Genomic DNA, 24,347 nt, shown 5'->3' with positions numbered 1-24,347 from the left:
ATCCTCGAAATTCGACCATGAGGAGAATGCGGAATGGCTGCCAACGACATCAAGAACACCGACGACGCGGCGTTCGACGGCTTCGACGCGGACGAGCTGGAGACCCTTGAGGTCGCCGACGGCGTGGCGCTGCCGGAGATGGGTGCCTCCAGCGGCTCGATCGGCACCTCGTCCTCCTCCTCCAGCACCTGCTCGGCCTGCTGAGACGGCGTCAGCGCCTGACAACAGCACGGTGAACGCACAAGGATGCGCCTGTCCGGCTTCGGCCGGCGGGCACATCCTTGCGTTCGTTCGGGCCGTGGATGGGCGGCCACATCCTTGCGTTCGTTTCCGGCAGGGGCGGGCGGCCACTGATTTCCGCCGTGGGCCGGCGGATCAGCCGCGTACGGCCAGGTGGTAGGCGGAGGCCCACAGCCCGACCGCGGAGCCCAGGCCCACCACGACTCGCACGCTCTCGTCCGAGAGCCCGGCGGCGTAGAGCACGAGGCCGACGACCGCGACGACGCTCAGCAGCACGGCCGTCCACCGGTACTGCCACTGGTCGTACAGCCGCGCCAGCGGGAAGAAGTGCAGGCCCACGACGAGCGCGATGCCCACGGGGATGAGCCCGGGACGGCCGGAGGCGTTGGCCGCGGCGATCACGGCGAAGATGGCCAGCAGCTCGACGCTGTTGACGATGCCCACGCCGCGTGCCCAGTTCGGCGGCAGGTCCACGGTCCGGGGGGAGGGCGCGGCGCCCTTGCGGTAGCCGAGGTAGAAGGCCGCGCCGGTGAGCAGCACGGCCACGATCTCTGTCGCCACGGGTACGAGGTCCGTGGCAGAGCCGGTTCCGGAGGCCCCCGCGAAGGCCCACACCAGGGCGAACACGGAGAGCACAAGGGTGCCCCTGCGGCGCAGCGTGCGCGTCAGCGCGAGGCACTCGGCGTCTTCGGCGGATGAGGGGGATGGCGTCGTACTAGGCGTCATTGGCGGAGAGTACAACGACCAACACGCGCCCAGGGGTGGGTTTCGGACAGGACGTGGTCAAAGAGGTCGTGGCCGGAGAGGTCCGCCATTCGTAAAACGCGGCGCACGGGTGTCACGGAAACAGTGACGTATGTAAGGCGCCGGCCCTCTTTTCTTCCGTCGCGAATTCCCGCAGCCAATGATGGGTGCACGTTTTCGATTCTGTCTCGTATCGGATATATCTCGGAAGGGCGAAGGACATGGGCGTTGACGCTCCGGAGCGCATCGCCGTAAGGCCGGATTCCGCCGGCCTGACGGGGGTGCGACTCCACACTCGGATGCCGGTCACGCCGGGCTGGCTCGCCCGGCACGTGGTCCCGGTCGCGCGTGCGCTGAGCGAGCGGGGCGTACCCGGTGTGCGGGTGCGCCGTGGCTGGCTGCACGGGCCGCACGTGGAGGTGCTCGCCCCGGTCGTGGCCGGGGCGCCGGAGGGTGCCGTCGACTGGCCGTCCGTCGCGGCCGGCCTCGACGCGGGCCCGCTCGATCCGAGCCGGGCCCTGACCGAGGAGGCGTATCTCCAGCAGGCCCGGGAGTTCGGGCGGCTGGAAGGGGTGCAGCCGCCGTATCTGCCGTTGCGCGAGCACGGCGCGATCGAGCAGGTCGGCCCGGACGACCCCGCTCTGCGCTCTCGCGAGCCGCGCCTCGACCCTCTGCGTGACGCTGTGTACGGCGCCTTCGCGGCGCCGGTGCTGTCGATGATCGAGGGTATGGCCGCGGAGCCCGGCAGCGCGACGGTGCGCCTCGCGGAGGCGTTCGCCGCGCTCGTCGACACCCACGCTCTCGGCCCGGCCTACGGGGTGTTCTCACCCCGCTCGCACGTGGAGGCGTTCCTCGCCTGGGCGGCGCCGACGAAGGACATGCGCCCCGCCTTCCGAGAACGACTCGCCAAGGACGCGCCCCGCATCCGCGAGGTCGTCGAGCAGCGGCTGAGTGGCGAGGTGTCACCGGCCGCCGCCCAGTGGCGCACCGCGTTCGCGTACTCCGCCGGGGCCCTGGACAGCGCCGTCGCCGCGGGCACCCTCACCCCGGACCTGCTCGACTCCGTCGTCGACGGCGTCGACCGCAGCGAGATGGGCCCGCCCGGGGCGCCGACGGTGGTGCCGCGCGGCGAGCAGCCGGACACCGACTTCCACCGCACCGTGCACGGTTCCGGCGCGATCAGCACCCCGTCGCCGTTCTTCGCCGCGTACCGGCTGCTGACGAACCTCTTCTACCAGCAGCTGCCCCTGCTCACCGTCCCGCCGATGCAGCGCTACTACATGTGCTTCGCGCTCGCCGAGACCGTCGACGAGGTGCTTGGCACCAGCTGGCGGGACCGCCTGAGGTCCGCTGCCCCCCAGTCCGCCGAACCGACGGGAGCCCTGCGATGACCAGCCCCGAGCCCCAGTGGTTCCTGCGCGTCAACCCGCTGCGCAGAAGCCGCCTCGCCGACCCGGAACTACGCCGCCTGCTCGATGAACTCACCCGTGCCGAAGCAGAGTTGGCGAAGGCGGCCGAGATCTGCTCGCAGGAGCTGTACGAACGCATCGGCGCCGTCGAGTCGGACGCCGAGCGCCGCGAGCTGATTGCGCTGCGTCGCGCCATCCACAACGGCCGGGCTCCGCGCAGAACACCGGAGGCACCCACGCCCGCGGTGACGGGCTGGCTGACCGCCTACGAGGAGCGGGAGCGGCTGCGTGCCGCCGTCGTCGAGGGACATCCGGCCGCGTCCGACCGTGAACGGGCCGTCCTGGCACGCCTGCTGGGCGACGACGACCTGCTGCGCTCACTGGCGCTCGTCGCCCCGGAGGTGCATCAGGAGGCCGAGCGTTATCGGGCCGCGGTCGAGGGACCCGGCAAAGTGTCCGCCCGGACCCGCAAGTCCGAACGCGGCCTGATCCAGTACGTGACCCGGGCGATGGTCCGTACGAGCCCGCTCTCCCGGTTCACCGCGGTGGGCATCGCAGAGCCGGCCCCCGCCGGTGACCCCGAGGCGGTACGGCCCGGCGAGGTGCCGTTCACCGGCGCCCAGGCCGTACCGGGCCTGGACCGGGTCATGCTCAACTACGTGCTCGGCGGACTGCCCACCGCCCCCGGGACGGACCTGTCCGAGCTGTGGGTGGGTGTCCCGCCGACCTCCGCGCCGGACCCGGAGGCGGGCAAGCTGTTCTTCCTGAACTTCACCGAGCAGGGCATGCGGCGCCTCGCGCTCCCGCTCGACGGGCCCGTCGGCGACCTGCTCGACGCGCTGTCCATGGGACCGCGCCGGTTCCCGGCCGTCGTCGCGCACGTCGCCGAACGGGCCGGCTGTTCCCCGCAGGACGCCGACCACCGGGTGCGGCAGGCGCTGCGGCAGGGCGTGCTGTGCACGTATCGCCAGTCCGAGGACAGCGCCACGGCCGCCGGCTACGACGACCTGCTCACCGCCGAGATGCCCACCGAGGTACGCGAGACGGCGGACCGGGTCCGTGCGGGCCTGCCCCGCGTGGTGCGGGCACCGGCGGCGCAGCGGGGCGCGGCGCTGGCCGAACTGCGCGCGGACCTCGGCCGGTTCAGCCAGGCGGTCGGCCGCCCGGCCCACATCACCGTCGAGGAGGACTACGTCATGCCGCCGCTGAAGGTGGCGGCAGCCGACTGGCACGCACCGCTGGCCGATGTCGGCCCCGCGGTGGAACTCCTGTCGGTCTTCGACTGGCTGCACGACGTACGGGTCCTGATGACCGCCGCGTTCGTCGAGCGGTTCGGGGCCGGGGCGAACGTGCCGCTGGCCGAGCACGCGGCGCACATCGTCGGCGAGGTCTCCCGACGGGCCGCCGCCATGGCCGCCGTGTACGGACCGCAGGAGCCCGCCGATGCCGCGGCGCTGACCGGCATCGGACCGGACGACGGCTCCCTGGAACGCATGTACCTGCTGCGCCGCGAACTGTCCGAGGAGGTGCACGCGCTCCTCACGAAGACGGCCCAGGCAGGCGAGGATACCCTCGCCCTCACCGCGGCGGACGTGGCCGGCCTGACCCGCTCGCTGCCCGACCGCTTCCGCCAGGACCCGCTGATCTACGGGGTGCTGCTCCAGCAGGCCGGCGACCGGCTCGTCCTCAACGACGGCCTGCCAGGACACGGAATGCTGTACGCGCGGTTCCTGGAGGCCGACCGCCGCCAGGGCGGCGAGGCCCTGCCCCGCCTGGCCGCCCACCTCAACCGTTTCTACGGCCATGACGGCGCCCGCGTCACCGAGGACCTCGGTCTGCACCGCCTCAACGTCAACGCGCACACGCCGATCCTGCCGGGCGGCCTCACCCCCGAGGACTGGTTCGCGCTGCGCCTGGCGCACGACCCGGAGACGGACACGCTGCGCGTGGAGGACGCGGACGGCGCGCCCCTGCGGGTCCTGCCCCTGGGCACCGGTCACCCCGGCCTTTTCCCGCCGCCGCTGTCGGTGGCCTCCGGCCTGGTGATCAGCGGCCGGCTCTTCAACAGCCTCCCCAACTCCTGGCATGCGGCCACCCCTTGGGACAACCGGGAGACCCGGGTCGCGCCGCGCATGGCGGTCGGCGACGTCATCATCGGCCGCCGCCGCTGGTACGGCGGGGCCGAACTGGACGCAGCCGTGGCCGCCGGCCCCGACGAACACGAGCGGCTGCTCGCCCTGACGGCCTGGCGGGCCCGGCACGGGGTCCCGGAGGAAGTTGTCATCAAGTCCACGCCCGACGACGAGGGCCCGCTGTCGGTCGGCGCCCCGGACGTCCAGTCCAAGCGGCTCCAGCAGAAGCCGCAGTACGTCGACCTGTCCAGCGCCCTGGCCGTACGGGTCCTGCCGCGGATGCTGGAGCGGCGCGGGGAGGGCGCGGGCTACCTGGAGGAGGCACTGCCCGGCGTCACCGACGGCACGCACGCCACGGAATGGGTGCTCGAGGTCGGGCGAGGGCCCGGCGGCCGGTTCACGTACGACCCGGCGAACAACACGAAAGCGGAAGGAGGGCGGTCATGACGGTGACCGACGTGGACACCAGCGTCGCGACAGGGACAGGGACAGCGGCTCCGGCCACAGGTCCACTGCTGCGGACCCGGCCCGGTCTGCACTACGCACCGGTTCCCGGCGGCGTCTACTTCAGCGGGACGCGTGGGCAGTTCGTACTGCGCGGCTCGGACATCCTGTACGCGGTGGCCGACGGCTGTGTGCCGCTCCTGGAGGCCGGTACGACGGAGGACTCGCTGGTCGCCGGGTTCGGCACGGAGCGGGCCCGCCCGGCCGTACGACACCTGGTCGCCAAGCTCCGGGAGAACGGTCTGCTGCTCGACCTGGCCGCGTTCACCGAGCCGGAGCCCCCGCCCGAGCTGCGCGCCCGCCACGCCGACACCCTGGCCCGTCTGGCCGCCCGCCTCGACGACCCGTACGCGGCGTTCGCCCGCCTGCGCAGCACACGCGTGGAACTGCGCGGCCCGGCCACGGCGACGACCCCCGCCCAGCGCGGCCTGCGCCGGGCCGGGGTGACCCACGTGACGTCGACGTCCACGCCTACGGGCGACGCCTCGGCACCCGTCGTGCCGCCGGGCCTGATCCCCGTCTGCGACCCGGCGATGTATGCGGACGCGGCGTTGATTCCCGCCGGCGACCCGGCGGTGTACGCGGAAGCAACCACGATTCCCGCCGGCGATCCGGCGGTGTGCGATACCGATGCCTTGATTCCCGTCGGCGGTCCGGCGGTGAGTGGCACGGAGGCCGTGATTCCCGCCGGCGACCCGGCGGTGCAGGTGGATGCGGCCTTGATTCCCGCCGGCGACCCGGCGGTGCGCGGTACCGAGGCCGTGATTCCCCTCGGCGATCCGGCCGCGGCGGACTCCCGTGCCCCGCGAGCCGTCATCGAGTTCCTGTCCGGTGACGAGACCTGGGTCGAGCAGGCGGGGACGGTGCACGTGCCTGTGCTGCTCGGACCCGGGGTCGGGCTCGTCGGGCCCGTCGGTGTGGGGCCCGACGTCTGGACCGTCTTCCGGGACCGTGCCCTCGCCTGGGCGGAGGCCGAGCGTGTCGAGCCCGCCGTCGGGCCGGTCGCCCACTCCCTCGCGGCGGCCCTCGCCGCGCAGCTCCTGACCGACACCCTCACGGGTGTCGCGGAGCCCGGTGAGGCCCATGTCGTGCACGGGCCGGACCTGACCGCCGACCGCGTGACCGTCATGGGCGCCCCCGTGACCGAAGCGGTCGCCGTCAGGCTCGACGACGCTCCCGCCGAGTCGCTGCCCGAAGGGGAGGACGCGCTCGCCGCGGCCGGAGCCGTCACCGCCCGCTGGACCGGCCTGTTCGCCACGACGCAGGGCGAGCACCTGCCGCAGATGCCCCTCGCCCTGCGCGCGGCGGAGCACCGCGCGGACCGTACGGGCACCGTCACCGCCTGGGCCGGACACCAGGAGACGGCGACCATCGCCATCGCCCTGGCCGCCCTCCGCGCCCGCCTCCCCGAGGCGCCCGGCGTCACGGCCGCGGGACTCACGCGCGAACACTGGCTCATGGACGGCGCCCTGCGGCAACTCGCCGAATGGGCAGACCAGTTGCGGCCTGCCGTAGGCGACGAGCCCCCGCTGCACGCCGAGGGCGAACGCATCCTCGCCGACCTGCGCACGCACCTCGCCCCGGCCGAGCCCGCGTTCACTCTCACCCGGGCCGACGGAGTCGACTGGCTGCTCGCCGAGGTCACCCTCGACGGGCAGCGGCTGGGGGCCGGCTGGGGCCCGACCCCCGCCGACGCGACGTACGCCGGACTGTCCACGGCCCTCGCCGCGGCCCAGACCGCCGGCGCGGTCGACCCGCTCTCCACCGACGCCCTGCTGACCACCGACACCGCCACGCGCACCGCACTGAGGAAGCAGCTCACCGCGCTCGCCGACTACGAGGGGCACGCCCGCCGTTCGGATCCCGTACTCGGTGAACTCCCCTTCTGGTACGGCCCCGTGATCGCCCTCCCGACTCAGGAGCCCGCCGATGCCGACGACTGACCTGACCACGAAGGACCTGGTGCGTCCCGGCCCCGCACTGCCCACCACGGCCCACGGCGACTGGCTACCCGCCCTCGCCCCGCTGGCCCGCGCCACCGGCGCCGCCGTCTCGGTCAACCTCGGCTGGGACCTCACCTGGGAACGCGCCCACATCGACGCGGCGGACGGCGGCCCACACCTCTCGGTGCGGGTGTACGACGACGAGGTCATGGTCGGCCCGCTGTGGGTCCCTGGCACCGACTCCGGCTGTGCCGCCTGCGCCGAGGTGCGCGAGCGCACCGTTCTCGACCACCCGCTCGTGGGCGACCTCACCCAGGCCACCCGCGTCCCGGCCGCCCCCGCGCCACTGCTGCCCGAACTGCTGCGGACCGCCCTGGAGCACCTGGCGGACCACCCCCTCGCGCCGGGCGAGGCGTACTCGGTGGCCGTGCGCGGCACCCGGCGCCACCGCATCGCCCGCAGCTTCCACTGCCCGGTGTGCGGCCCGGCGGCCCAGGACCTGGTCAGCGGCACCGAGCCCCCGGCCCCGCGTCCCCTCCGCTCCCACCCCGCCGCCCCCGGCGACGCCACCCGCACCGCCGCGAGCCGCCTCGTCGTGCCCGGCTTCCTGAGGGACAGGCTCCTCGACGACCGTTTCGGCCCGGTCCGCGCGATCCTGCGCGAGTCCCACGCCCCGTTCGCGATGAGCATGGCCGTCGTCGCGGACGCCCCGGCGATGGGCCACGGCAGGGCACGTACCTTCGAGGAGACCGAACCGGTCGCCATCCTGGAGGCGTACGAACGCCTGGGCGGATACCCGTACGACATCCCTCTCGTGACACACCGGTCGTATCGCGAAGTCGCCGGCCACGCCGTCGATCCGGGCACCCTCGGCCGCTACACCGCCGAGCAGCTCGCCCACCCCACCAGCCGGGCCACCCCCTTCACGGCGGACACCTCGATGGACTGGGCCTGGGGCCACGACCTCGCCGACGGCAGCCCGCTGCTCGTCCCGGCGGACCACGCCTTCTACCAGTACGAGTACGCCTTCCGCAGGGACCGTCGCGCGGCGCGTGTCGCCGGGGCTGCGAACCGGCGCCACTACTTCTTCGACTGCTCCAGCGGCTGCGCGGTCGGGGCCAACTACGAAGAGGCCGCGCTGCACTCGCTCTTCGAACTCGCCGAGCGAGACGCGTTCCTGACCTCCTGGTACCGGGCCGCACCGCTCCCGCACATCCCCGTCTCCACCCTCACCGACCCCACCAGCCGCGCCATGATCGAGTTGATCCGCTCCCGTGGCTTCGACGTCCATCTCCTCGTCGCCACCCGCGACATCGCCCTGCCGGTGGTGTGGGTCATCGCCGTCAACGAGAAGAACCCCTTCCCGGCGACCTTCTCCTCGGCCGGCTCTGGGGCCGACCCCCAGTCCGCGATCCGGGGCGCCCTGCGCGAGGTCGCCCAGCTGGTGACCAACCCGGTCGACTGGACCCGCGAGCAGGTCGAGCCGATGGTCGAGAACCCGTGGCTGGTCGAGGAACTGGAGGACCACGTACGGTTCTCCTCGCTGCCCGAGACCCGTGACCGCGCCCTCGCCGGACTCGGCGGGCCCCCGGTCACCCTGGAGGAGGCGTTCCCCGACTGGCCCGGCCGGCTCGAACGCGCCGCGGGCGGCGATGTGCGCGGCGCCCTCCAGTACATCGCCTCGCTCTTCGCCGACGCGGGCCTCGACCGCATCGTCGTCGTCGACCAGACCAGCCGCGAGCACGCCGATGCGGGCATCGCGGTCGCCCGTGCCGTAGTCCCCGGCATCGTGCCGATGTGCTTCGGCCACGCCCAGCAGCGCCTGGACGGACTGCCCCGCCTCCAAGCCGCCCTGCGCGGCACGGACCAGGAGCACCGGGCGATCCCCTACGACCCCCACCCGTTCCCGTGACCGCCCCGGCCACGGAGTGGACCCGCCGTGCCCCGGTCGACCTGCCGGGGCCCGAGGGCGACAACAGCATCGCTCGCGAGCCGCTCTGGTACGCCTACGGCACAGGCGACGCCCGCCCCGAACCACCGCCGTGGACCTGGCAGGAGACACCCCCACCGGACACCCACGTGCCCCCCGCACCGCCGCGCCCGGAGGGCCCGAGCACCGCTCTCCCCCTGGGCACCACGGAACGCCTCTCCGCCCTCCCGTATCCGGGAATCCCGGCGTACGGGCCCGGTGCGGCGGCGGACCCGGACGCCCTGCCGCACGCGCTGACTGCGACCTTCGCGCCCCTGCGCCGCGAACCGGAGAACCCGTACAACGAACACCGCGCCTATGCCTCACCGCGCTGCCTCTTCCCCGTCCACGCCTTCACGAGCGGCGACTTTGCCGCCTGGCGGCTCCTGGAACCGACACGGCACGCTCTCACCGGCCACGGCACCGACTCGCCCACCCGCATTGCCCTCACCGGCCGCTACACCGCGATCCCGCCCGCGTACCAGTGGTTCCGCGGGTCGCTGGTCGCCATCGAACTCGGCATGGTGCTACGGGCCTTGAGCCTCGGCCTGGAACTCTTCGGGGTGCCCGCGAGGCTCACCCTGCCCGGCGACGCCGGCGCGCACGCACTGCTGCGCGAGATGGGCATCGACCGCACCTGGGAGTGGTCGCTGCCGTGGCTGATCGACACGGGCGAGCCCCGGGCCGGTGGCCGCACGGCCGGGGCGGCCGCGGCCGAACCGCCGGTTCCGGACGGTGACCCAGCGCTGGCGGACGTCATCCGCGTCAACAGGAGTCAGACGTACGGGACTTCAGCCACACCGCTCACAACGGCCGTGCCGGCCGGCCTGCCCGCGCACGGGGTCGCGCCCGACTGGGCCGAACTCCTGTGGCGGCGCCACTCCGGCCGGATGCCGCGCGCCCTGCATGGCATGGACTCGGCACCACACCGCGCCCCCCTTCCGGCCGGCGACCTGGAGGCGGCGCTCGCCTGGCTCCGCGTCCCTCCGCCGCACCCGGCGCTGGCCGCCGCCTTCGACGCCGTCACGGTGACCGCCGTGGCCCAGCACATCGACGGGTACACGGCGGGAGTCCACCGCGTCCACGACGGAGCTGCCCACCTCGTGCGGGCCGACCGGACCGCTCCCGCCGGCCTGGAGGCGAACTACGGATACGGCCTGTCACCCGTCAACGGCTGCGGCATCGCCAAGGCTCCCCTCACGGTCTTCTTCTCCGTACGCCCCCGCGAGTTGTTCGCCCGTTTCGGCGCCACCGGCTGGGGCGCCGCCCAGCACGCCTGCGGCTGGGCCGTCCACGGACTGTGCCTCGCCGCAGCGGCCGCAGGGCTCTTCGCCCGGCCTGTACGAGCGTTCAAGGAGATCCCGACCAAGGAGGTCATCGAACTCGGCGAGGACGAGACGATCGTCCTGTCGGCGGTGGTGGGGGTGGCGCGCGAAACGGGCGGCGCCGTGCTCGACCTGCGGCTGTGAACAGCGTTCCCTGCCCTCGAACGACCAAAAACCAAAGGAAATCCACATGGCAGCCACCACGACACCCCGCCGCTGGAGCGCCTGGCACCTTCACCTGGCCACGACCGCCCGCAGCGCACATGACCGCGTCCTCACCGATGTCATCGGTCCCACGGTCCGTGAACTTCCGCCCGGCACCGAGTGGTTCTTCATCCGCTACTGGCAGTCAGGGCCTCATCTGCGCCTACGCATACGGGACTTGACTCCCGCCGTGTACGCGCACGTCGAAACGGTCCTACGCGACCGGCTCACCGAGGCGGGCCAACTCCAGCCAGGAGAAACGCCCATGGCCCCGGAGGCGTACCAGGCGAGCGCCGCCCGCCTCGCCGCCGCGGGGGAGACCGGCGTCAACGCCACCGTCCAAGCACTGCTCCCGCCCGGAGTCCACCGCGCCGACTACGACCCCGAGCACGAGCGCTACGGCGGCCGGGCCCTCATGCCCGCCGCCGAGTCGCTCTTCCACCTCTCCAGCGAACTCGTCCTGCGTCTCACCCCCACCACCACCGAAGAGGCCAGGCGGGCACGGCTCGCCCTGCGCGGCACGCTCTCCGCGGCCGTCGCCCTCGGCGGCCCGGCCGAACGCGCCCACTACTTCGCGCGCGGCCTGGACGCCTGGCGGGCCTGGGCGTCCGACGCCGGCCACCCGGCCGACGTCCTCGACCGCATCACCCACGTCGGCCAGGACCCGGCCACGGTGAGCGTCACGCCCGACGCGCACGGCCCGTTCGCAGCCTGGTACGAGGCCCTGGCAGCCCACACCGTGGACATCCGGCGCGACTCGCCGACCCACCCCGGCATGATCCTCTTCTCCCACGCCCACATGCTCCACAACCGCCTGGGCCTGAGCCTGCTGGAGGAGCTGCGCACCTACGCGTGGCTCTCCCATGTCTTCCCGGTGACGACACCGGAGACGCCCCTGGTACCCGTCGGCTGACCCCGACCCGCAGCACCGCGGGTGCCCTCCCCAGAGGCCCGGCCGGACTCCCCCTTCCGGCCGGGCCTCTTCTTGCCCCGGCGCCCATGGGGGAGGGCCGACGCCGACCGGAACCGCCACACACGGCCCGGGCAGTCGGCGCCGTACGTACGTCATGAGAATCACGGTCCCGTCCCAGATCACTTCTGGAGGCACGCCGAAGTCCCGGGCATCCACGTCAAGTACCCGTGCCGGGCACCCCTGCCAGGCGACCGCTGCGGGCACCCCCGCCTGGCGTCCTGTGCGGGCACCCACACCAAGCGACCGCTGCGGGCAACCACGCCAAGGGGGCCTCACCCAGAGGCCCCCTCGATGCGTTCGGTTCTCTCGCGCGGCTGCTCGTTACTCCGGCCGCGGATCCCAGCGGAAGCTGCGCACCGCGATCAGGGCGCCGATGACACCCCAGACGGCGAGCACCGCCAGCTCCTTCCACTGGAAGCCCGGGTCGTTCCTGAACGGCGCCATCATGGCGTCGTTGAACGGCTTCACCGGCAGCAGCCCGGCGATCTTGTTCAGCGTGTCCGCGTGGATCGGGAAGTAGCTGCCGGAGATGAACACCAGCGGGAACTGGATGAACTGCACGACCGCGGGCGCCGCCTCGGAGTTGCGGATGAGCGAGGCGACCCCGACGCCGAGCGCGCAGAAGCTGGCCGCGCCGAGGACCAGGGTGAGCGCGAGGGCGGCCCAGCCGGTGGGCAGCGCCACGCCGTACAGGTTCCCGATGCCGATCACCAGCGCCACGTCGACGACGCTCACGACCACGCAGTGCACCAGCAGGCCCGCGAAGTACACCCAGGCGGGCAGCGGGGTCGCGTGCAGCCGCTTGAGGACGCCGGTCTGCCGGCGCATGGCGAGCACGATCGCCAACTGGCCGTAGCAGGCGCCCAGTACGGACACCGCCGCGATCGTCGGCGTGTAGTACTGCATGCCGCTCAGGCCGAAGAAGAACTCCTCGCCCTCGCCGCCGCCGAACACGGCACCGAAGATCGAGATGATCACGATCGGCAGCACGAAGGTGAACACCATCGACTGCGGGTTGCGCCAGAACGACAGCTGCTCGTATCGGATCTGATGGAAGAGCAGGGCGAACGACCCTCGCTCGTCCGGCCGTTCGCGGCCGGGGCGGTCGCGGCGCCGGTCGGTCGCGGTGGTCGTGGGGGGCAGGGTGCTGGTCATCGGCGGCTCCGTCCGGATCGGAGACCTCGGCGCTGCCGCCCGGTGGACGGGGTCGAGGCGTCCTGCTGTACGTACGAACTGGTCAGCCCGAGGTAGACGTCCTCCAGGGTCGGTGCCTCGACGGTGAGCCGCTCCAGCGGCGTCCCCCGGTCGAGGGCCCAGGAGGTGAGCCGGTGCAGGGCTGCGGTCGGTTCCTTCGCCTCGGCGGTGACGAGACCGTCCTCGGCGTCGGTGACCGGGATCGGCACGTCGGCGATCGAGGCGCCGGACGGCAGCACGAACCGGATCCGGGCGAGCGCGCTGTCCCGCCCGCCGAGCGTGTCCGGGGTGCCCGAGGCGACGATCTCTCCGCCCGCGATGACGGCGACGGAGTCTGCGAGCGCCTGCGCCTCGTCCATGTAGTGCGTGGTCAGCAGGATGGTCGTACCGGCGTCGCGCAGATTCCGCACGACCTCCCAGGCGCCGCGCCGCGCTCCCGGGTCGAAGCCGGTGGTCGGCTCGTCCAGGAACAGCAGCCGGGGATCCCCGACCATGCCCAGGGCGAGATCGAGGCGCCGCTTCTGCCCACCGGACAGGTCCTTGACCTTCGCGCTCCGCTTCTCTTCCAGGCCCACGAGGTCGATGACCTCGTCGACGTCGCGCGGGGCCGGGTAGTAGCCCGCGTTGCGGGCGACGGTCTCCCGCACCGACAGATACGGCTCGACGGCGATGTCCTGCAGTACGAGCCCGATCTGCCCGCGCAGCCACCGCCCGTCGGCCTTGTCGCCGGGGTCGCGGCCGAGGACGCGGACTTCGCCGCCGTCCCGCTTCCGGAAGCCCTCCAGGATCTCCATGGTGGTGGTCTTGCCGGCGCCGTTCGGTCCGAGCAGGGCGAAGATCTCCCCCTCCTCGACGGTGAAGTCCACACCGCGCACGGCCTCGTGGTCCCCGTACTTCTTGAGCAGGCCCTCGACGGCCACCGCGGTCACCGCGGGCGCTCCACTCGTCGTTCCCGTGTCACGGGCTGCCTCCAGGATGTGTGCGTAACGGGCTGTGTCCGTAGGGAAGTTACGGCCGTCCGACGGTGCCGCAGGAGGGGCGACGGGCGGATCGATGACGTCCGTCACGCAAGCGGCGACAGTTGTCAGCCCTCACCGGGCAGGGCGTTGCCGTGCCGCTGCACGCCGCACATGCTCGGCTCACGACCGATGACAGTGCGCCCACGTCGTGCACACATCGTGGCGGTGTACGGACGTGACGGCGAAGACGCGAAAGGCGGTCCCAGACGTGCAGGTGGGCCAGTTGGGCAAGTTGGGCGGGGAAGACGGAGCCGAGCCGCGACCCCGGGATCCGGAGCAGCCGAACATCGCCGTCATCGGCGCGGGCATCGGTGGACTGACGCTCGCGGGCGCGCTGACCGCGGCCGACACGCCGTACGTGGTGTACGAGCAGACCCGCGAGCTGGCCGAGGTCGGCGCGGGCGTCCAGCTGTCGCCCAACGCGATTCGCCCTCTGCTGCGTCTGGGCCTCGGTACGGCTCTGGAGGAGCACGCGGTACGCATCGAGGCGATGGAGGTACGCGGCTGGAACGGACGCCCCATCGCGCGCACACCACTCGGCACGGAGTGCGAGCGCATGTTCGCGGCGCCGTATCTGACGATCCACAGGGCGCACCTGCAGGAGGCCCTGCTCTCCCTGATCGACCGGAACAGCCTCGGCCTCGGCCGACGGCTGAGCGCGGCGGAGGAACGGCCGGACGGCGAGGGAGTGCGGCTCACCTTCGGCGACGGCACGGTCCGCGAGGCCGACGTGGTGATCGGCGCGGACGGCATCCACTCCACGGTTCGCGAGACGCTGCGCCGCGACGAGCCGGTCTTCTCCGGCCTGGGAATCTACCGCGGCCTGGTTCCCGTGGACGCGCTGCCGCCCGCGGCCCGCGAACGCCTGGTGCGCCTGTGGCTGGGGCCTGGCGGCCACTTCGTCTGCTACCCCGTCGCATCAGGCGCGTACCTCAGCTACGCCGCGACCGTGCCGCTGACCACCGGTACCCCACCGCGCGAATCCTGGTCCCGGGCGGGCGACCCCGACGAATTGCGCGCGGTCTTCGGCACCTGGACCGGGCTCGTCGCGGACGTCGTCGCCGCGGTCGAGTCGACCCACCAGTGGGCACTGCACGACCGCCCATCCCTGCGCACCTGGTCCACGGACCGCATCACCCTGCTCGGCGACGCGGCCCACCCCATGCTCCCGTTCATGGCACAGGGAGCCAACCAGGCCATCGAGGACGCGATGGACCTGGCCGCGCTTCTGGCCGGAGCCCCGCTGCCCGCGATCGCGGAGCGACTGGCTCGCTACGAGGCGCTGCGCATCCCCCGCACCGCCGAGATCCAGCGCGGTTCCCGCGGCAACGCCGGCGTCCTCCACCTCCCTGACGGCCCCGCGCAGCGCCGCCGGGACGCCCAGATGGCGGTCCACGCGGCGCTCCGCGACCGCACGCCGCTCTACGCGCATGAAACGGGCCGCAGTGTTGTGCCGGCGGGTGCCAACGCGCTGATTTCAGCCGGGAGTTGACGGAACGGGTGCCGGTGCCGTCGGGCGCAGCAGAGACCTCTTCGCTTTGAGTCTCTGTTGTCCCCTCTCCCTACTGCACCACCAGCCCGCAAATCCCAGGGCAACCTGGCTGGACCGGCCCCTCGCTTTCCAGGCGGGCCGGCGTCCCGACCGTGACGCCGAACTCTCCCAACGACCTCCAGAAACCACTCAGGGGCCTGATCCACTCACTGGATCAGGCCCCTGACCTGGTACTTCACTGTCGGGGTGGCGGGATTTGAACCCACGACCTCTTCGTCCCGAACGAAGCGCGCTGCCAAGCTGCGCTACACCCCGGTGTCGCTTTGAGCAGGCCACCTCAAGTGGGCTGTGTCGTGGCGACGTCGTTTACTTTAGCCCACCGGTGGCTGGAGGCGAAATCCGGTTTTCGAGGGTCTGCGGCGTGGGCCCGGGCGGATGTGGTCGACGGCGATGAGGAGAAGGGCGAGGGTGTAACAGGTGAGGGTGAGGATGGTGGCGTTGCTGAGGGCTCCGATGTAGCCGTGGTGAGTTGGGTCCAGGAAGGAGTACGGGGAGCCGGTCGGGTCATTCGGCGGGAGGAGGGCGCCGTGGGCCATGGTGAAGGTCAGGTGTGCGACGAGGAAGAGGAGCCAGACCGCCGCGTGGTGTGGGCGTAGTGGGGCGGGGCGGGTCAGCAGGAGCCAGTCCAGTGCTGCCGCGAGAGGGAGCGCCGTGTGGAGGAGCTGGTTCGAGAGGGCCTGCCAGCCGGTGAGCGGGTCGACGCCGCCGGCCGGCGAGCCGTTCGCGAGGATCACGTGGTGGAACACGCCCGCGGCAGTGACGTACAACAGTGTGCCGGTGGTGAGCGATGGCGGGAGTGGGCGGCGGGCCGTCCATGCGCGCCCGGAGGAGAGGGCGAACACCGCCGCCGCCAGGATGCCGCTCTGGATCGTGAAGTGGGTCAGTGCTCGTAGCGGGCTGCCCGCGAACAGCGTGATCGTGACGCCCGCCGCCGCCGTCAACGCGATGAGTGCGCGGGAGGCGGCGGCCAGGGGGCGGCGTACTCGCGGTAGCACCGCATACGCCGGGACCACGGGGACCTTGGTGGCGGCTGCCTCGGCGGCTATGCGGGGGATGTCCGGCATGTCCGCAGGTATGGGCGCCGGTATGCGGGCCGGCATGAGGGCGGTCATGCCCTCACGCTAAGTTCGCCGGATAAAAGGGGCGATGTGGGTTGAACCAGCCGAGGGAGGCTCCCTCAATCCACCAATTCCGTTACCCCTTTTACTCCCTCCCCGTAAGCGTCAGCAACGTCGCCTCCGGCGGGCATGCGAACCGTACCGGCGTATAGCGGTTCGTGCCGCAGCCCGCCGAGACGTGCAGGTACGCCGTCCGCCCGGCGGACGTATGCGTGGACAGGCCCTTCACCCGGTCCGTGTCCAGGTCGCAGTTGGTGACGAAGGCGCCGTAGAAGGGGAGGCAGAGCTGGCCGCCGTGGGTGTGGCCGGCCAGGGTCAGGGGGTAGCCGTCCGCGGTGAAGGCGTCGAGGACACGCAGGTACGGGGCGTGCACGATGCCCATCGAGAAGTCGGCCGAGTCGGAGGGGCCGCCGGCCACGCGCGCGTACCGGTCGCGCTTGATGTGCGGGTCGTCGAGGCCGGTCAGCTCGATCTCCAGACCGTCGATCTTCAACGAACCCCGGACATTCGTCAGGTTCAGCCAGCCCGCCGAGTCGAACCCGTCGCGCAGGTCCTCCCACGGGTTGTGGATCGCGCCGACGACGGGCGCGTTGCCGTTCAGCCCGTGTCGTCCCTGCGCCTTCTCGAACAAGTAGCGGGCGGGGTTGCGGAGTTTGGGCCCGTAGTAGTCGTTCGAGCCGAAGACGTACGCGCCCGGGAACTCCATCAGTGGCCCCAGCGCGTCCAGTACCTCCGGCACGCCCTCCGGGTCGGACAGGTTGTCGCCGGTGTTGATGACGAAGTCGGGGCGCAGCCCGGCCAGCCAGCGCAGCCAGCGCTGCTTCTTGCGCTGGCCGCTCACCATGTGGATGTCGGAGACCTGGAGGACGCGGAGCGGGCGCATCCCGGGCGGCAGCACCGGGACCGTCACTCGCCGCAGCCGGAAGGAACGGGCCTCGAAACCCACTGAGTAGAGCAGACCGGCGGCGCCGGCCGCCGTGATTCCCAGGGGTACTCCGTATCGCGCGCGCATACGCCCATCGTGTCAGACGACCCGTATGCACGAAGCCGCACGGCACGCCTTGGGCAACCGAAGGCGTGCCGTGGGAAATCAACAGGCCGTTGTCGGACCACACCTGCGACAATCGACCCCATGACCAAGCTCAAGTCGAAGCTGCAGGAAGACCTCAACGCCGCGATCAAGGAGCGCGACGAGCTCCGCTCCTCGACGCTCCGGCTGACCCTCGCCGCGATCACGAAGGAGGAGGTCGCGGGCAAGGAGAAGCGCGAGCTCTCCGACGAGGAGATCACGAAGGTGATCACCCGTGAGGCGAAGAAGCGCCGCGAAGCCGCCGAGGCTTTCGCGCAGGGCGGTCGCGCCGAGTCGGCCGAGCGGGAGAAGGCGGAGGGCGAGGTTCTCGCCGAGTACCTGCCCAAGCAGCTGTCCGACGACGAGCTCCAGCAGATCGTCGCCCAGGCGGTCGAGGAGGCGAAGGCGGCCGGCGCCGAGGGCCCGCGCGCCATGGGCCAGGTCATGAAGATCGTGAACCCGAAGGTGGCGGGCCTGGCCGAGGGCGGCCGCGTCGCCGCGCTGGTCAAGAAGCAGCTCGCGGGCTGAGGCCCGAGGCCTGCACGGCCATACACGGATACGACGGTGGGGGCGCCCCTTGCTCCAAGGGGCGCCCCCACCGTCGTAGAACCAAAGGGAGTTACGGAACCAGGGGCTTACGGGAAGCGCCCGCCGTTGCCATTCCCTCCGTTGCTCTGCCCTTGGATGAAGCCCTCCGGGATCGAGAAGGACGGGTCGGGGATGGGGATGTCACCGATGCCGCCGTTGTCGTTCCCGCCGTTCCCGTTTCCGGGGTCGTCGCCGTTGTCATCGTCGTCCCGGTCCCGGTCCCTGTCCTCGGGAGGGGCGTCGGGGATGTTGACGAGGTTGAAGCCGGGGGATTCCTTGCCCTCGAGGGCGCCGGTCATGGCGTCCTTCCAGATCGGGCCGGGCACCTGGCCGCCATAGACCTTCTCGTGCCAGACGCCGCCGATCGTGATGTTCGACATCTTGACGGCCTGGGTGGCGCTGCCGACCCAGACGGCGCCGGACATGTTCGGCGTGTAGCCGACGAACCAGGCGTTCCTGCGCTCGTCGGTCGTACCCGTCTTACCCGCGTTGGCACGGTCGGTGAGGCCGGCCTGCTGTCCCGTACCGGAGTCGACCACGCCGCTCAGCAGCGTGTTGATGGTGTCCGCTGTGGTCTCGGACATCGCCCGGCTGCAGGTCGACTTGGGCACCTGAAGCGACTTGGTCTGGCCGCCTATCCTCCGGTCGATCGACTCGATGGCGATCGGTGTGCAGTACGTACCGCGGTTGGCGAAGGTCGCGTACGCGCTCGCCATCGTCAGCGGGGAGATACCGGTGGAGCCGAGGGTGAGGGAGGACGGCACGATGGGCAGCTTCTTGCCGTTGCCCTGCACCACGCCCAGCTTGTCGAGGGTCTTGGACACCGGGCACATGCCGATGTCCTCGAGCATCTGCACGAAGTAGGTGTTGACGGATTTCGCCATCGCCTCCTTCAGGCGGTACGGGCCCACCTCGGACTCGTCCTCGTTCTCCACCTTGGCGCCGTCAGTGTTCCGCCACGGACTCCCATCACAGGTCTGCACCGTCTCCGGGTACGGCATCTCGTACGGCGCCGGGTACTCCTGGATCGGCGGGGTGCCCTCCTCGAGGGCGGCCGCGGCCAGGAACGGCTTGAAGGTCGAACCGGTCGGGAAGCCGAAGTTCGAGCCGCCCATGCTCTTTTCGACCGAGTAGTTGATCTCGGTTTCGTTCTTGCCGTAGCCGTACGGCTTCGACTGGCCCATGCCGAGGATCTTGCCGGTGCCCGGCTCGACCAGCGTGGTCGCCGTGGCGACCTTGTCCGACTGCTTGACGTGGCTCTTGATCGAAGCCTGCACCGAGTCCTGTGCCTGCGGGTCGAGCGTCGTACGGATCGTCAGGCCGCCCTGGTTCCAAACCTTCGCTCGGGCTTTCTTGGTCTTGCCGAAGACCTGGTCGTTGAGCACCAGTTCGCGTACGTAGTCACAGAAGAAGGCCGAGCCCTTGACCGCCGTAATACACCCGTTGTTCGGCTTGCTGACCTTCAGCCCGAGTGGCTTCTCCTTGGCCGCGTCGGCCTCCGCCTGGGAGACGTTGCCCAGGTCGGCCATGCGCTGGAGCACCACATTGCGCCGCTGTATCGCCTCTTGTTCGTCGCTGACCGGGTCGTAGCGGGTCGGTGACTGGACGATGCCGGCGAGCAGCGCGGCCTGCTCCAGCTTCAGGTCCTTGGCGGACGTGGAGAAGTAGCGCTGGGACGCGGCCTCGACACCGTAGGCCTGCTGGCCGAAGAACGTGATGTTCAGGTAGTTCTCGAGGATCTTCTTCTTGCCCAGCTCTTCCTCGACCTGGATCGCGTACTTCAGTTCCTTGATCTTGCGGCCGAGGGTCTGCTGCGTGGCCTGGGCGACAAGCGTCGGGTCGTCGCCGGCCTCCTCCACAAAGACGTTCTTCACGTACTGCTGCGTGAGCGTGGAGGCGCCCTGGGCCACTTCGCCGCTCTGCGCGTTCCGGTTGAGCGCGCGCAGGACGCCCTTGAGGTCCACCGCGCCGTGCTTGTAGAAGCGGGAGTCCTCGATCGCGACGATCGCCTGCTGCATGTACGGCGAGATGTCCTTGAGTTCGACCACGGTGCGGTCGCGCGAGTAGACCGTGGCGATCTGCCCGCCCTGGTTGTCCAGGATCGTGGTGCGCTGACTCAGCGGCGGACGCTTGAGGTTGGCGGGGATCTCGTCGAAACCCTCGACCGAGCCCTTGGCCGCCAGCCCCAGCGCGCCGGCCGCGGGCAGCGCGATGCCCGCCGCGACGGCTCCCGCGAGCACGCTGACACCTAGGAACTTGGCGGCCTGCTGAATCGGAGACAGGCCGCCACCCGAGCGTTTGTTTGCCATGAGGGCAGCCTACGTTCTCATTCGCCGGACACGCGTATAGGCCTTGGCCTAAGCTGCTCACAACTGTCACAGCAGCAGGGCTACGTATCAATACGGCTGGCGACCCCGAATCGTTCCAGTCGTTTCCCAACTTTTTTGTTGGGCTCGTGCCCGAATCCGCCTCATGTGTCACTTGGCGTCCGTTGTGACGCAGCTCAACTGTCCTGGTTTGCCGGGAAGGTTACGTATGCCGTCGGCTCACTCCGTTGGGTGATCTGTCGCGTACCCATAGTCCATTCGGGCCATTCAAGATTGGGCCCGCAGGGGCTGGTTGACTGTGCCCACCTTCCGTAACGTCCTCAACTGGCGGCGGTGAATATGCCGCTGCCGCCGTGGGGGAGCCTCGATTCGGGAGAGGACGGCGCCGGTATGGGCTGGGTAACCGACTGGAGTGCGCAGGCGGCCTGTCGCACTACCGATCCGGACGAACTGTTCGTTCAAGGAGCAGCGCAGAACAGGGCGAAGGCAGTGTGCACCGGATGTCCGGTGCGCACGGAATGTCTGGCCGATGCGCTGGACAATCGCGTCGAGTTCGGCGTGTGGGGAGGGATGACGGAGCGGGAGCGCCGCGCACTGCTGCGCAGGCGGCCAACCGTCACCTCCTGGCGCAGGCTGCTCGAGACAGCGCGTACGGAATACGAGCGGGGGGCGGGCATTCTGCCCCTCGACGAGGAAGAGGTGTACGAGCACTACGCGGCGGTGGGCTGACCGCTCGCCGCGGTCACGTCACACGAACCGCCGCGGTCGCGCGCACCTACAAGCACCGTACACAGCCGTATACGACTGCTGTACGGGCCGTATACGACGCTGTCTGCGACCAGGGCCGCGCGGTCCCGTACGCAGCAGGGGGCCACGCGACCCCGAGAGGCTCACGCAGCTCCGGCCGGCTACACACCGGCCGCGAGCCGGTCCCCGATGTCCCGCAGGCCGGCGAGGTCGTGCACATCGCCGGGCAACGCGGCCACTTCTGCCACCGCCACCTCGGGGTGGAGCGAGGTGAAGCGGTCACGCGTGCGCTGCTCGCGGAAGAGCAGCCGCATGCGCTCGGCGTGCAACCTCAGCAGGCCCGCGGTGAGTTGGTCGACGGTTCGGGCCGTCCCTGCTCCTTCGGCGTCGATCCGGTCCGCGGCGGGGGAGCCTGCGTCGGGTGCGGGAGCCTCGGGAACGGCGGAAGCGGGCGATTCTGAACTGCCGTACGTGTCGGGAGAGTTACGAAGTCCAGCTTTCCCACCCTCCTGATCGACAATGCGGGCTTCCGCAAGATTTTCCGCGGCGGCGAGCGCCCGCTCGGCGGACAGCTGGGCGGCGCCGCTGTCGTGCACCCGGTTCAGCACCAGACCCGCGAGCGGCATGTCCTCGGCGGCCAGCCGCTCCACGAAGTACGCGGCCTCGCGCAGCGCGTCGCGCTCCGGGGCCGCCACCACCAGGAAGGCCGTGCCGGGCGCCTGGAGGAGCTTGTACGTGGCGTCCGCGCGGGTACGGAAACCACCGAAGGTGGTGTCCATCGCGGCCACGAACGTCTGGACGTCCTTGAGGAGCTGGCCGCCGAGCAGCTTGCCCAGGGTGCCGGTCATCATCGACATCCCGACGTTCAGGAACTTCATCCCGGCTCGGCCGCCCAGCTTCGCCGGCGCGGTCAGCAGCCGGATCAGCCTGCCGTCCAGGAAGGACCCGAGCCGCTTCGGGGCGTCCAGGAAGTCGAGCGCCGAGCGGGAGGGAGGCGTGTCGACGATGATCAGGTCCCATTCGTCGCGGGCCCGCAGCTGGCCCAGCTTCTCCATCGCCATGTACTCCTGCGTGCCCGCGAAGCCCGCCGAGAGCGACTGGTAGAAGGGGTTGTTCAGGATCGCGGCGGCCCGCTCGGGGTCCGCGTGCGCCTCGACGATCTCGTCGAAGGTGCGCTTCATGTCGAGCATCATCGCGTGCAGTTCGCCGTCCGCGGAGTCGTCGATGCCCTTCACCCGGCGCGGGGTGTTGCCGAGCGCGTCGATGCCCATCGACTGGGCGAGCCTGCGCGCCGGGTCGATGGTGAGGACGACCACCTTCCGGCCTCGCTCGGCGGCACGCAGTCCGAGGGCCGCCGCGGTGGTGGTCTTGCCGACGCCGCCCGCCCCGCAGCAGACCACGATGCGGGTCTTCGGGTCGTCGAGCAGCGGGTCGACGTCCAGGACGCGAACCGGGTCCAAGCTCATGAGATCCCCTGCCGGCGCAGTTCGGTGGCGAGTTCGTACAGGCCCGCGAGGTCCAGTCCCTCGGCGAGCAGCGGGAGTTCGTGCAGCGGGAGGCCCAACGCCTGGAGTACGGCCCGCTGCTCGCGCTCCAGTGCGTACCGCTCGGCGTACTCCTCGGCCTGGGTGAGCAGCGGTTCCACGAGCCGCTCGGCGACCCCGCCGCGGCGGGCGCCGCCGAGTCCGGCCGCGGACAGCGACTTGGCGATGGCCGTACGCGGCGCCTCGCGCGTGAGGTCCAGGTCGGCCTCGTCGAGGATCGCGGGCCGCACCATGTTCACGATGATCCGCCCCACCGGCAGCTTCGCGGCACGCAGTTCGGAGATGCCGTCGACGGTCTCCTGGACGGGCATCTCCTCCAGGAGGGCCACCAAGTGCACGGCGGTCTCACGGGACTTGAGGACCCGCATGACGGCCTGCGCCTGATTGTGTATCGGGCCTATTTTGGCGAGGCCCGCCACCTCGTCGTTCACATTCAGGAAGCGGGTGATGCGGCCCGTCGGCGGGGCGTCCATGATGACGTAGTCGTACACGAACCGCCCGGTCTTGTCCTTTCTGCGGACTGCCTCACACGCCTTCCCGGTGAGGAGTACGTCCCTGAGGCCGGGCGCGATCGTCGTCGCGAAGTCGATGGCGCCGAGCTTCTTCAGGGCGCGTCCGGCGCCCCCCAGTTTGTAGAACATCTGGAGGTAGTCGAGAAGCGCCAGCTCGGGGTCGATGGCGAGGGCGAACACCTCCCCGCCCCCGGGAGCGACGGCGATCTTCCGTTCCTCATAGGGCAGCGCCTCCGTCTCGAAGAGTTGCGCGATGCCCTGCCTGCCCTCGACCTCGACCAGGAGGGTGCGCTTACCCTCCGTCGCGAGGGCGAGCGCGAGGGCTGCGGCGACCGTCGTCTTGCCGGTACCGCCCTTGCCGCTGACGACCTGGAGCCTGCTCACATCTTCGAGCCTAACCAGTCGGCGGCCGGGCTACGCAGGAGGCTGTGGACAACGGGTGGGCGGAGGCTGTGGAAAACGTGCGCGGGAGGCCGGCCGTAAGGCGTGCGGGAGGCCGGGTGCAAGGCGCGCGGGAGGCCGTGCGTGGCAGCGGATACAGTCGGCCACATGACCAAGTGGGAATATGCGACTGTGCCTCTGCTCGTCCACGCCACGAAGCAGATTCTGGACACCTGGGGCGAGGACGGCTGGGAGCTCGTCCAGGTGGTGCCCGGGCCGAACCCCGAGCAGCTGGTGGCCTACCTGAAGCGCGAGAAGCAGGCATGAGCGCCGTCGAGGCCAAGCTGGCCGAACTCGGGCTGACCCTGCCCGAGGTCGTGCCGCCGCTGGCCGCGTACCAGCCTGCTGTGCAGTCCGGGGTGTACGTCTACACCTCCGGCCAGCTCCCCATGGTGGACGGCAAGCTTGCCGCCACCGGCAAGGTGGGTGCGGAGGTCACTCCGGAGGTGGCCAAGGAGCTGGCCGCCACCTGTGCGCTGAACGCCCTGGCCGCGGTCAAGTCGGTCGCGGGTGACCTCGACCGTGTCGCGCGCGTGGTGAAGGTCGTCGGCTTCGTGGCCTCGGCCGCCGACTTCACGGGCCAGCCCGCCGTCGTGAACGGCGCGAGTGAGCTGCTGGGCGCGGTCCTGGGCGACAAGGGCGTACACGCGCGGAGCGCCGTCGGGGTGGCGGTGCTGCCGCTGGACTCGCCGGTGGAGGTCGAGATCCAGGTGGAGCTGACGGAGGCGTAAATCGGGTCCTCCGGGGCGGTCGGGCCCTCCTGGGCGCCGGTCAGTCGACGATGGGGCTCCCC

Annotated in this window: 20 protein-coding genes and 1 tRNA gene; 12 read left to right on the top strand and 9 right to left on the bottom strand. The window is 71.2% G+C overall.

The features are described 5' to 3' along the window. Positions 1-33: 33 nt before the first annotated feature. Entirely contained in the window at positions 34-204 is a 171-nt protein-coding gene (locus ACYVO6_RS07665) for a thiazolylpeptide-type bacteriocin (RefSeq protein ID WP_461058599.1), read from the top strand. 171 nt (positions 205-375) lie between these two features. Here the strand turns inward: ACYVO6_RS07665 and ACYVO6_RS07660 are convergent, their stop codons facing one another. Next, positions 376-966 (bottom strand): DUF7010 family protein, encoded by a 591-nt coding sequence (locus ACYVO6_RS07660; protein WP_461058597.1) that lies wholly within the window; start codon positions 964-966, stop codon positions 376-378. 239 nt (positions 967-1,205) lie between these two features. Here ACYVO6_RS07660 and ACYVO6_RS07655 point away from each other — a divergent pair, with 239 nt between their 5' ends. The 6 genes from ACYVO6_RS07655 to ACYVO6_RS07630 are packed head-to-tail and all read left to right on the top strand — an operon-like array spanning position 1,206 to position 11,383. Further along, a complete protein-coding gene (locus ACYVO6_RS07655) occupies positions 1,206-2,375 on the top strand; it encodes a hypothetical protein (RefSeq protein WP_461058595.1) in 1,170 nt (389 codons plus the stop codon). Next, on the top strand, positions 2,372-4,972 hold the full coding sequence (locus ACYVO6_RS07650) for a lantibiotic dehydratase (RefSeq protein ID WP_461058593.1): 2,601 nt from the start codon (positions 2,372-2,374) through the stop codon (positions 4,970-4,972). Before ACYVO6_RS07655 ends, ACYVO6_RS07650 begins: the two co-directional genes overlap by 4 nt. Beyond that, the gene (locus ACYVO6_RS07645) at positions 4,969-6,972 is read left to right on the top strand and encodes a hypothetical protein (RefSeq protein ID WP_461058591.1); all 2,004 of its coding nucleotides are present in this window, start codon (positions 4,969-4,971) and stop codon (positions 6,970-6,972) included. Before ACYVO6_RS07650 ends, ACYVO6_RS07645 begins: the two co-directional genes overlap by 4 nt. After that, positions 6,959-8,884, top strand: coding sequence for a TOMM precursor leader peptide-binding protein (locus ACYVO6_RS07640; protein ID WP_461058589.1), 1,926 nt, complete (start codon positions 6,959-6,961; stop codon positions 8,882-8,884). Before ACYVO6_RS07645 ends, ACYVO6_RS07640 begins: the two co-directional genes overlap by 14 nt. Next, entirely contained in the window at positions 8,881-10,410 is a 1,530-nt protein-coding gene (locus ACYVO6_RS07635; RefSeq protein WP_461058587.1) for a hypothetical protein, read from the top strand. The genes ACYVO6_RS07640 and ACYVO6_RS07635 overlap by 4 nt, the downstream gene beginning before the upstream one ends. A gap of 46 nt (positions 10,411-10,456) precedes the next feature. Continuing rightward, positions 10,457-11,383, top strand: a complete 927-nt coding sequence (locus tag ACYVO6_RS07630; protein ID WP_461058585.1) for a thiopeptide-type bacteriocin biosynthesis protein — start codon at positions 10,457-10,459, stop codon at positions 11,381-11,383. A gap of 381 nt (positions 11,384-11,764) precedes the next feature. On the opposite strand, the gene ACYVO6_RS07625 is transcribed toward ACYVO6_RS07630, so the two are convergent. After that, on the bottom strand, positions 11,765-12,598 hold the full coding sequence (locus tag ACYVO6_RS07625) for an ABC transporter permease (protein WP_461058583.1): 834 nt from the start codon (positions 12,596-12,598) through the stop codon (positions 11,765-11,767). Then, complete coding sequence (locus ACYVO6_RS07620) at positions 12,595-13,566, bottom strand: ABC transporter ATP-binding protein (RefSeq protein WP_461058581.1); 972 nt, start codon at positions 13,564-13,566, stop codon at positions 12,595-12,597. Before ACYVO6_RS07620 ends, ACYVO6_RS07625 begins: the two co-directional genes overlap by 4 nt. Positions 13,567-13,831: 265 nt before the next feature. Here ACYVO6_RS07620 and ACYVO6_RS07615 point away from each other — a divergent pair, with 265 nt between their 5' ends. Continuing rightward, on the top strand, positions 13,832-15,148 hold the full coding sequence (locus ACYVO6_RS07615; RefSeq protein WP_461058578.1) for an FAD-dependent monooxygenase: 1,317 nt from the start codon (positions 13,832-13,834) through the stop codon (positions 15,146-15,148). A 241-nt stretch (positions 15,149-15,389) separates the two neighbouring features. Here ACYVO6_RS07615 and ACYVO6_RS07610 read toward each other — a convergent pair. The 3 genes from ACYVO6_RS07610 to ACYVO6_RS07600 all read right to left on the bottom strand — a co-directional run bounded on the left by ACYVO6_RS07610 (position 15,390) and on the right by ACYVO6_RS07600 (position 17,338). Beyond that, positions 15,390-15,463, bottom strand: a tRNA-Pro gene (locus tag ACYVO6_RS07610). Positions 15,464-15,519: 56 nt separating this feature from the next. Then, positions 15,520-16,320, bottom strand: coding sequence for a Pr6Pr family membrane protein (locus ACYVO6_RS07605; RefSeq protein WP_461058576.1), 801 nt, complete (start codon positions 16,318-16,320; stop codon positions 15,520-15,522). 91 nt (positions 16,321-16,411) lie between these two features. Continuing rightward, complete coding sequence (locus ACYVO6_RS07600; protein ID WP_461058574.1) at positions 16,412-17,338, bottom strand: metallophosphoesterase; 927 nt, start codon at positions 17,336-17,338, stop codon at positions 16,412-16,414. 120 nt (positions 17,339-17,458) lie between these two features. On the opposite strand from ACYVO6_RS07600, the gene ACYVO6_RS07595 reads away from it, so the two are divergent. Further along, positions 17,459-17,923 carry a GatB/YqeY domain-containing protein gene (locus tag ACYVO6_RS07595; protein ID WP_461058572.1) on the top strand — a complete coding sequence of 155 codons (465 nt, stop codon included), beginning with the start codon at positions 17,459-17,461 and terminating at the stop codon, positions 17,921-17,923. 107 nt (positions 17,924-18,030) lie between these two features. On the opposite strand, the gene ACYVO6_RS07590 is transcribed toward ACYVO6_RS07595, so the two are convergent. Beyond that, positions 18,031-20,292, bottom strand: coding sequence for a transglycosylase domain-containing protein (locus ACYVO6_RS07590; protein ID WP_461058570.1), 2,262 nt, complete (start codon positions 20,290-20,292; stop codon positions 18,031-18,033). 408 nt (positions 20,293-20,700) lie between these two features. Here ACYVO6_RS07590 and wblA point away from each other — a divergent pair, with 408 nt between their 5' ends. After that, positions 20,701-21,039, top strand: a complete 339-nt coding sequence (wblA, locus tag ACYVO6_RS07585; protein ID WP_033321758.1) for a transcriptional regulator WblA — start codon at positions 20,701-20,703, stop codon at positions 21,037-21,039. A 179-nt stretch (positions 21,040-21,218) separates the two neighbouring features. On the opposite strand, the gene ACYVO6_RS07580 is transcribed toward wblA, so the two are convergent. Together ACYVO6_RS07580 and ACYVO6_RS07575 are read right to left on the bottom strand one after the other, a co-directional pair. Then, positions 21,219-22,523, bottom strand: a complete 1,305-nt coding sequence (locus tag ACYVO6_RS07580) for an ArsA family ATPase (protein ID WP_461058568.1) — start codon at positions 22,521-22,523, stop codon at positions 21,219-21,221. Next, positions 22,520-23,497 (bottom strand): ArsA family ATPase, encoded by a 978-nt coding sequence (locus tag ACYVO6_RS07575; RefSeq protein WP_461058566.1) that lies wholly within the window; start codon positions 23,495-23,497, stop codon positions 22,520-22,522. Before ACYVO6_RS07575 ends, ACYVO6_RS07580 begins: the two co-directional genes overlap by 4 nt. A gap of 165 nt (positions 23,498-23,662) precedes the next feature. On the opposite strand from ACYVO6_RS07575, the gene ACYVO6_RS07570 reads away from it, so the two are divergent. Together ACYVO6_RS07570 and ACYVO6_RS07565 are read left to right on the top strand one after the other, a co-directional pair. Further along, positions 23,663-23,821 (top strand): DUF4177 domain-containing protein, encoded by a 159-nt coding sequence (locus ACYVO6_RS07570; protein ID WP_009189813.1) that lies wholly within the window; start codon positions 23,663-23,665, stop codon positions 23,819-23,821. Beyond that, a complete protein-coding gene (locus ACYVO6_RS07565) occupies positions 23,818-24,285 on the top strand; it encodes a RidA family protein (RefSeq protein WP_461058563.1) in 468 nt (155 codons plus the stop codon). Before ACYVO6_RS07570 ends, ACYVO6_RS07565 begins: the two co-directional genes overlap by 4 nt. Positions 24,286-24,347 lie beyond the last annotated feature (62 nt).

The organism is Streptomyces pseudoechinosporeus (assembly GCF_054783935.1).
The sequence above is the reverse complement of the archived record's forward strand: the minus strand, read 5'-3'. Positions and strand labels throughout refer to the sequence as shown.